Here is a 5,821-nt window from a genome sequence, read left to right as displayed (position 1 = left end):
GCGTCGCCGGAGGCCCTTGCCGACCAGGCGGTCCGCAAGTTCGTCAACCACGCCCGCCTCTCCGGGGCCGTGTCCGGCGCGGCGGGGCTGCCCGGCGCGGTGATCGACGTCGGGGTGCTGGCCTGGACCCAGGCGCGGATGGTGCTGCACGTCGCCGCCGCGTTCGGGGTGGACCCGGCGCACCCGGACCGGGCCACCGACCTGCTGGTGCTCCAGAAGGTGCACAAGGTCGCCGAGAGCGCACGGCTCGCGCTCGGGGTGGCCGCCGGCCGGGAACGCGCCGGTGCCCTCTTCGGGTCCGGCGGGCAGAACCCGCTGGGCAAGGTGATGTTGCGCCTCGGCGTACGGCTGGCGCAGATGGCCGGCGTGCGGGCCGCCAAGCGGGTCTTCGCGAAGGTGGTGCCGGGCGCGGCGATCGTCCTGGGCACCTGGGCCAACTCGTCGGCGACGAAGGACCTGGCGGAGCGCTCCCGCGCCCTCTACCGCCAGCACGGCGGCACCGTGCCCGGGCAGCGTCGCCCCTGACCCGTGCGATCCCGGCCGGGGTCGGCGTCAGCCGGACAGACCCCAGGCGCGCCAGGTCACCTCGGCGAGCCGGTCCTGGCCGGCGGCGTTGGGGTGGAACCAGTCCAGCGGGTTGACCAGGTCCAGGGTGAAGCGCACCCGGTGCACCGCGCCGCCGTCCTGGCGGCACCGGGACCCGTACGCACGGCAGGCCGCGGCCAACTGCTTGTTGTACGCGCCGATGCGCTCCCGGACATTGGCGCGCCGGGCCTGGTCGAGCGGGTCGTCCGAGGTGGGGTTGGCCAGCAGCGCCGGGCAGAGGCCGCGGCGCCAGACGCGTACCGCCCGCTCGTCGGTGTGTCCGACCTCCCAGAGCCGGTACAGGTCGGGGATGCTCACCACCAGCACCCGGGCCTTGGGCCGGCCGGTCCGCAGCACGCGCAGGCCCCGGTCGATCTCCCTGCGGAACTCGGTCACCGGGGTCATCGCCTCGACACCGCCGCGGCACACGTCGTTGGCGCCGATCAGCACGGTCACGAGGTCGGCGCGGTCGCGTACGGCCGCCTCGGCCTGACCGGCCAGCGACGCGGCCCGCGCGCCCGGACGGGCGTGGTTGTGGGCCTTGCCCCGCAGCGCGGTGTCGTCGTCCAGCAGGCGCCGGTAGATGCTGTCGACCCGCAGCCCGTCCCCGGTCGACCAGGAGTTGCGCTGGCACGAGGCCAGGACGAGGCAGGAGCCGAAGCCGGTGGTGATCGAGTCGCCCAGGGCGGCGATGCCACCGGTGGCGCCGGGTGAGGGTGTCCCGCGGGTGGGCCGGGGTGCGGCCGCACCGCCTCCCTCGCAGGCGAGCGCGACGAGCGCCACCAGGCATGCGAGGGCGGCGACCCAGCGTCGAGGCATCCTTCCCCCGTCCCGCAGCGGAGAGCGACAGCGCGGTAACTCTATGCGCGGGGTCGGGGCGGCGTGAAGTGCTGTCGGTGTTGTGGCAGAAGGCTGTCGCCGGGCAGGGAGCGTGTGCTAGCGCCAGGGTCCCCGCTGGCCGTGGAGCCACCAGTGCAGGGCCCGGGTGATCCGGGGCAGCACCAGGTACGTCATCAGCGGCGTCAGCGTCAGCGTCATGATCAGCACGCGCAGGGCCAGCGGCACCTCCGGGAGGAACCGGCTGGTCAGCAACGTCGCGGTGAGGCTGAGCGGGAAGAAGGCCAACCAGATCGTCACCGCCTGCTTCCAGCGCGGCGGCGAGGGTGGCGGGACGGTGGGCTCGGCGCTGACCGGCACCGTCTCCACCACGGGCTCCGGCACCGGGTCGAACCAGCCCTCGATCCCGGTCCGCTTTTCGACCCGGGTGTGCTCGACGATGCCCTGCGCCGAGGTCAGCCACCAGTGCCGCTGCGGCGACTCCTCCCACCGGCGCAGCGTCTCGTCGTCGGCGAACCGGTAGAGCATGTGCCACTCGCCGGAGCCGGGAGCGCTGCGGACCCACCCGGCGCCGAGGAAGCCGGGGAACGCCTCGGCCAGGGCGGTGCCGGCACGCATCCACGCCACCATCTCGTCGGTCCGGGCGGGGTCGGCGCGCCGGGCGATGGCGACGGTCACCGGCATCGCGTGGGTCAGGGTCATGCGTCCATCGTCCACGCCCCGGGCCGGTGTCGACGGCTCCCGGCGCACCGGTGTAACGCAACCCACGACGGCCGTGACGCGGCACACCGGCACCGGCCGCGTGGCCGGGAATCACCCGCGGTTAAGCGCGCCGAGGACGGGTAGGTCGGTGTGATGACGAGATCGCAGCCCCGGCGGTTCCGTGGCCCGGTGCAGGCGCGCAGCGCCCTCAACCTCCGGCTCGTGCTGGCCGGCTTCGGCCTGGTCACCATGACGATCTTCGCCGTGCTGGCCTTCTGGGCGGACGTGGTGTGGCTCGGGGTCGTGTGCGCGATCTTCGCGGTGGTCGCCGCGGTCGACCTGGTCGTCATCCAGCGCCGTCGTGCCGCCCGTCGCCGGGAGGAGCCGGGCGTGCGGCACTCACTGTTCGAGTGACAGGAGCAGGCCATGCCCATCGCCACCACCAACCCCGCCACCGGAGCGGTGCTCAAGACGTACGAGGCGATGTCGGACGAGCAGGTCGACGCGGCCATCGAGCGGGCCGACCTGGCGTACCGGCAGTTGCGCGGCACCACCGTGGGCCAGCGGGGCGCGTGGCTGGTCGCGGCCGCCGACCTGCTGGAGGCCGAGCGGGACGAGATCGCCCGGATCATGACCACGGAGATGGGCAAGACGTACGCGTCGGCGAAGGCCGAGGTGACCAAGTGCGCCACGGCCTGCCGCTTCTACGCCGCGAAGGCACCGGAGTTCCTCGCGGACTCACCGGCCGACGCGGCGGCGGTGAAGGCGACCCGGGCGTTCGTCCGGTACGAGCCGATCGGTCCGGTCCTCGCCGTCATGCCGTGGAACTTCCCGCTGTGGCAGGTGATGCGGTTCGCCGCGCCGGCCCTGATGGCCGGCAACACCGGCCTGCTGAAGCACGCCTCGAACGTGCCCCAGACGGCCCTGCTGATGGAGGACCTGTTCCGCCGGGCGGGCTTTCCCGAGGGCGCCTTCACCACGCTGCTGGTGGGGTCCGAGGCCGTCGAGAAGATCCTCGGCGACCCCCGGGTGCGGGCGGCGACGCTGACCGGCAGCGAGGGCGCCGGCCGCTCCATCGGGCAGATCGCCGGCCGCGAGTTGAAGAAGACCGTCCTGGAACTCGGCGGCAGTGACCCGTTCGTGGTGATGCCCTCGGCCGACGTGGACCGGGCCGCCGAGGTGGCCACCACGGCCCGCTGCCAGAACAACGGCCAGTCGTGCATCGCCGCGAAGCGGTTCATCGTGCACACCGACGTGTTCGACGCCTTCGCGGAGCGGTTCGCGGCGAACATGGCGGCCCTCCGGGTCGGCGACCCGATGGACGAGGGCACCGACGTGGGGCCGCTGGCCAGCGAACGCGGGCGGGACGAGATCGACGCCCAGGTCCGCGACGCCGTCGACAAGGGCGCCACGGTGCTCTGCGGGGGCGCGAAGCCGGACGGGGAGGGCTGGTACTACCCGCCGACGGTGGTCACCGACCTGACCCCGGACATGCGGATGTGGACCGAGGAGGTCTTCGGGCCGGTCGCCGGCCTCTACCGGGTGTCGTCGTACGACGAGGCGATCGAGGTGGCCAACGGCACCGCCTTCGGTCTCGGCTCCAACGCGTGGACGCGGGACCCGGACGAACAGGAGCGGTTCGCCACCGATCTCGACGCCGGCAACGTCTTCATCAACGGGATGACCACGTCGTACCCGGAGCTGCCCTTCGGCGGCGTCAAGAACTCCGGGTACGGCCGGGAGCTGTCCGCCGTGGGCATGCGCGAGTTCTGCAACACCAAGACCGTGTGGGTGGGGGAGGGCGCCGCGTCGGCCGGCGCCGGCGCGCACGCCGAGTAGGCCGGGCCAGCTTTAGCCGGACACCGACCTGGGTACGGAGGGTGCCCATGACGGTGTTCGGCTTCCACGCCTCCCACGAGCAGATCCACCCGAGCCGCCTGCTGGAGGCGGTCGTCCACGCCGAACGGGCCGGGTTCCAGGCCGCCATGTCCTCGGACCACTTCTCGCCGTGGAGCGAGCGGCAGGGCCAGTCCGGGTTCGCCTGGTCGTGGCTCGGCGCGGCGCTCCAGGCCACCAACCTGCCGTTCGGCGTGGTCAACGCGCCCGGGCAGCGCTACCACCCGGCGATCATCGCCCAGGCCATCGGCACCCTCGGCGCGATGTACCCGGGCCGGTTCTGGGCCGCGCTGGGCACCGGCGAGGCGAGCAACGAGCACATCACCGGCGACGGCTGGCCGCGCAAGGACATCCGCAACGCCCGGCTGCGTGAGTGTGTGGACGTGATCCGCGCGCTGCTGGCCGGGGAGGAGGTCAACCACGACGGGCTGGTCCGGGTGGACCGGGCGAAGCTGTGGACCCGGCCGGAGCAGCCGCCGGCCCTGATCGGCGCGGCCGTCAGCGAGGCCACCGCCCGGTGGTGCGCCGAGTGGGCGGACGGGCTGATCACCGTCAACGCCCCGGTCGAGCACCTGCGGCGGATGGTCGACGCCTACCGGTCGGCGGGTGGGCGGGGGCCGCTGCACCTCCAGGTGCACGTCAGCTGGGCACCCGACCAGGCCGAGGCCGAGGCGGTCGCCTACGACCAGTGGCGCAGCAACGTCTTCGCGCCGCCGGTCTGCTGGGACCTGGAGATGGTCGAGCACTTCGACGTGGTCTCCGCCGACGTCCCGATGGGGAAGGTCACCGACGCCGTCAACGTCTCCGCCGACCTGGGCCGGCACGTCGGCTGGCTCGAGGAGTACGTGGCGCTGGGCTTCGACCAGATCGCCCTGCACCACGTCGGGCAGGAGCAGCGGGCCTTCATCGACGCGTTCGGCGCGGAGGTCCTGCCGAAACTCCGCGCCGCCGGCTGACCGGCCCGGCCCGCCCCGTCGGCCCCGCCCGCCGGAGCCCGCAGTTTCACGGAAAGAGTGGTCATTCCGCGCGGAATGACCACTCTTTCCCCGAAACTGCGGCGTGCGGGGGCGGGGTGTGGGTTACCGGCGGCGGGCGAGGACCTGGCCGGGCCACGGGTCGCGACCGGGGCGCTCCACGGTGAACGGCTCGGTGGCCGTGAAGCCCTGCCGCTCGTACCAGCGGACCAGCGCCCCGTCGTCGCCGGCGTAGCAGTCGACCCGCAGCAACGGCAGACCCCGGGCGCGGGCCAGGTCCGCGGCGTGCGTGAGCAGCCGCCCGCCGACCCCGCGTCCCGCGTACGCCCGGTCGGTGACCAGCAGGTTCACGTACAGCTCGGGTTCGGTCGCCGCCGGCACGTAGTCGGTGGCCGCGCCGACGACCAGCGCGCCCACCGGCCGGTCGCCGACCACCGCCAGCCACAGGCCACCACCGGTCGCCCACACGTCGGCCTGGGCGACCCGCCGGGGATCCTCCGACGCGGGCGTGGCGCCCCACTGGCCGGTGCGCCCCCGGGCCACCAGCCACGCGGTGGCGTCGTCGAGCAGGCGCAGGATCGTCTTCGCGTCGGCCGGACCACCGGGGCGCACGGTCATCTCGTCGGTCACGGTGCCGATCCTGCTACAGCCGCCACCGGCCGGTGCGCCAGGGCTTGCCTCACCAACACCGGCACGGCCAGGCCGGTTGCCGCGAACACCGCAGCCAGGGCCTCCAGGGCGCGCAGTCCGGCGAGTTCCTCAAGGTCATGCACGAGCTGCTGCTGGGCGAGCACGGCTTCTACGACCAGATCTTCACGTCGCTGCGC

General features: G+C 73.6%; 7 protein-coding genes. 4 read left to right on the top strand and 3 right to left on the bottom strand.

Annotation, left to right across the window (positions count from 1 at the left end):
• On the top strand, positions 1 to 525 hold a 525-nt coding region (locus tag AB0I76_RS20860; protein ID WP_357037877.1), incomplete at its 5' end, for an EcsC family protein.
• Between the two features lie 27 nt (positions 526 to 552).
• Here AB0I76_RS20860 and AB0I76_RS20855 read toward each other — a convergent pair.
• Together AB0I76_RS20855 and AB0I76_RS20850 are read right to left on the bottom strand one after the other, a co-directional pair.
• The gene (locus AB0I76_RS20855) at positions 553 to 1,404 is read right to left on the bottom strand and encodes a GDSL-type esterase/lipase family protein (protein ID WP_357037874.1); all 852 of its coding nucleotides are present in this window, start codon (positions 1,402 to 1,404) and stop codon (positions 553 to 555) included.
• A 117-nt stretch (positions 1,405 to 1,521) separates the two neighbouring features.
• On the bottom strand, positions 1,522 to 2,124 hold the full coding sequence (locus AB0I76_RS20850) for an antibiotic biosynthesis monooxygenase (protein ID WP_357037871.1): 603 nt from the start codon (positions 2,122 to 2,124) through the stop codon (positions 1,522 to 1,524).
• 153 nt (positions 2,125 to 2,277) lie between these two features.
• Here AB0I76_RS20850 and AB0I76_RS20845 point away from each other — a divergent pair, with 153 nt between their 5' ends.
• The 3 genes from AB0I76_RS20845 to AB0I76_RS20835 are packed head-to-tail and all read left to right on the top strand — an operon-like array spanning position 2,278 to position 4,976.
• Positions 2,278 to 2,538: a DUF6343 family protein gene (locus AB0I76_RS20845; RefSeq protein ID WP_357037868.1), complete on the top strand. Its 261-nt coding sequence runs from the start codon at positions 2,278 to 2,280 to the stop codon at positions 2,536 to 2,538.
• A 12-nt stretch (positions 2,539 to 2,550) separates the two neighbouring features.
• Entirely contained in the window at positions 2,551 to 3,963 is a 1,413-nt protein-coding gene (locus AB0I76_RS20840; protein WP_357037865.1) for an NADP-dependent succinic semialdehyde dehydrogenase, read from the top strand.
• A 47-nt stretch (positions 3,964 to 4,010) separates the two neighbouring features.
• A complete protein-coding gene (locus AB0I76_RS20835) occupies positions 4,011 to 4,976 on the top strand; it encodes a TIGR03885 family FMN-dependent LLM class oxidoreductase (RefSeq protein ID WP_357037862.1) in 966 nt (321 codons plus the stop codon).
• 123 nt (positions 4,977 to 5,099) lie between these two features.
• On the opposite strand, the gene AB0I76_RS20830 is transcribed toward AB0I76_RS20835, so the two are convergent.
• The gene (locus AB0I76_RS20830; protein ID WP_357037859.1) at positions 5,100 to 5,624 is read right to left on the bottom strand and encodes a GNAT family N-acetyltransferase; all 525 of its coding nucleotides are present in this window, start codon (positions 5,622 to 5,624) and stop codon (positions 5,100 to 5,102) included.
• Positions 5,625 to 5,821: the final 197 nt, after the last annotated feature.

The organism is Micromonospora sp. NPDC049799, assembly GCF_040656655.1.
GTDB lineage: Bacteria > Actinomycetota > Actinomycetes > Mycobacteriales > Micromonosporaceae > Micromonospora.
Note: the sequence above shows the minus strand (reverse complement) of the source record. Positions and strands in the feature narration are given on the sequence as shown.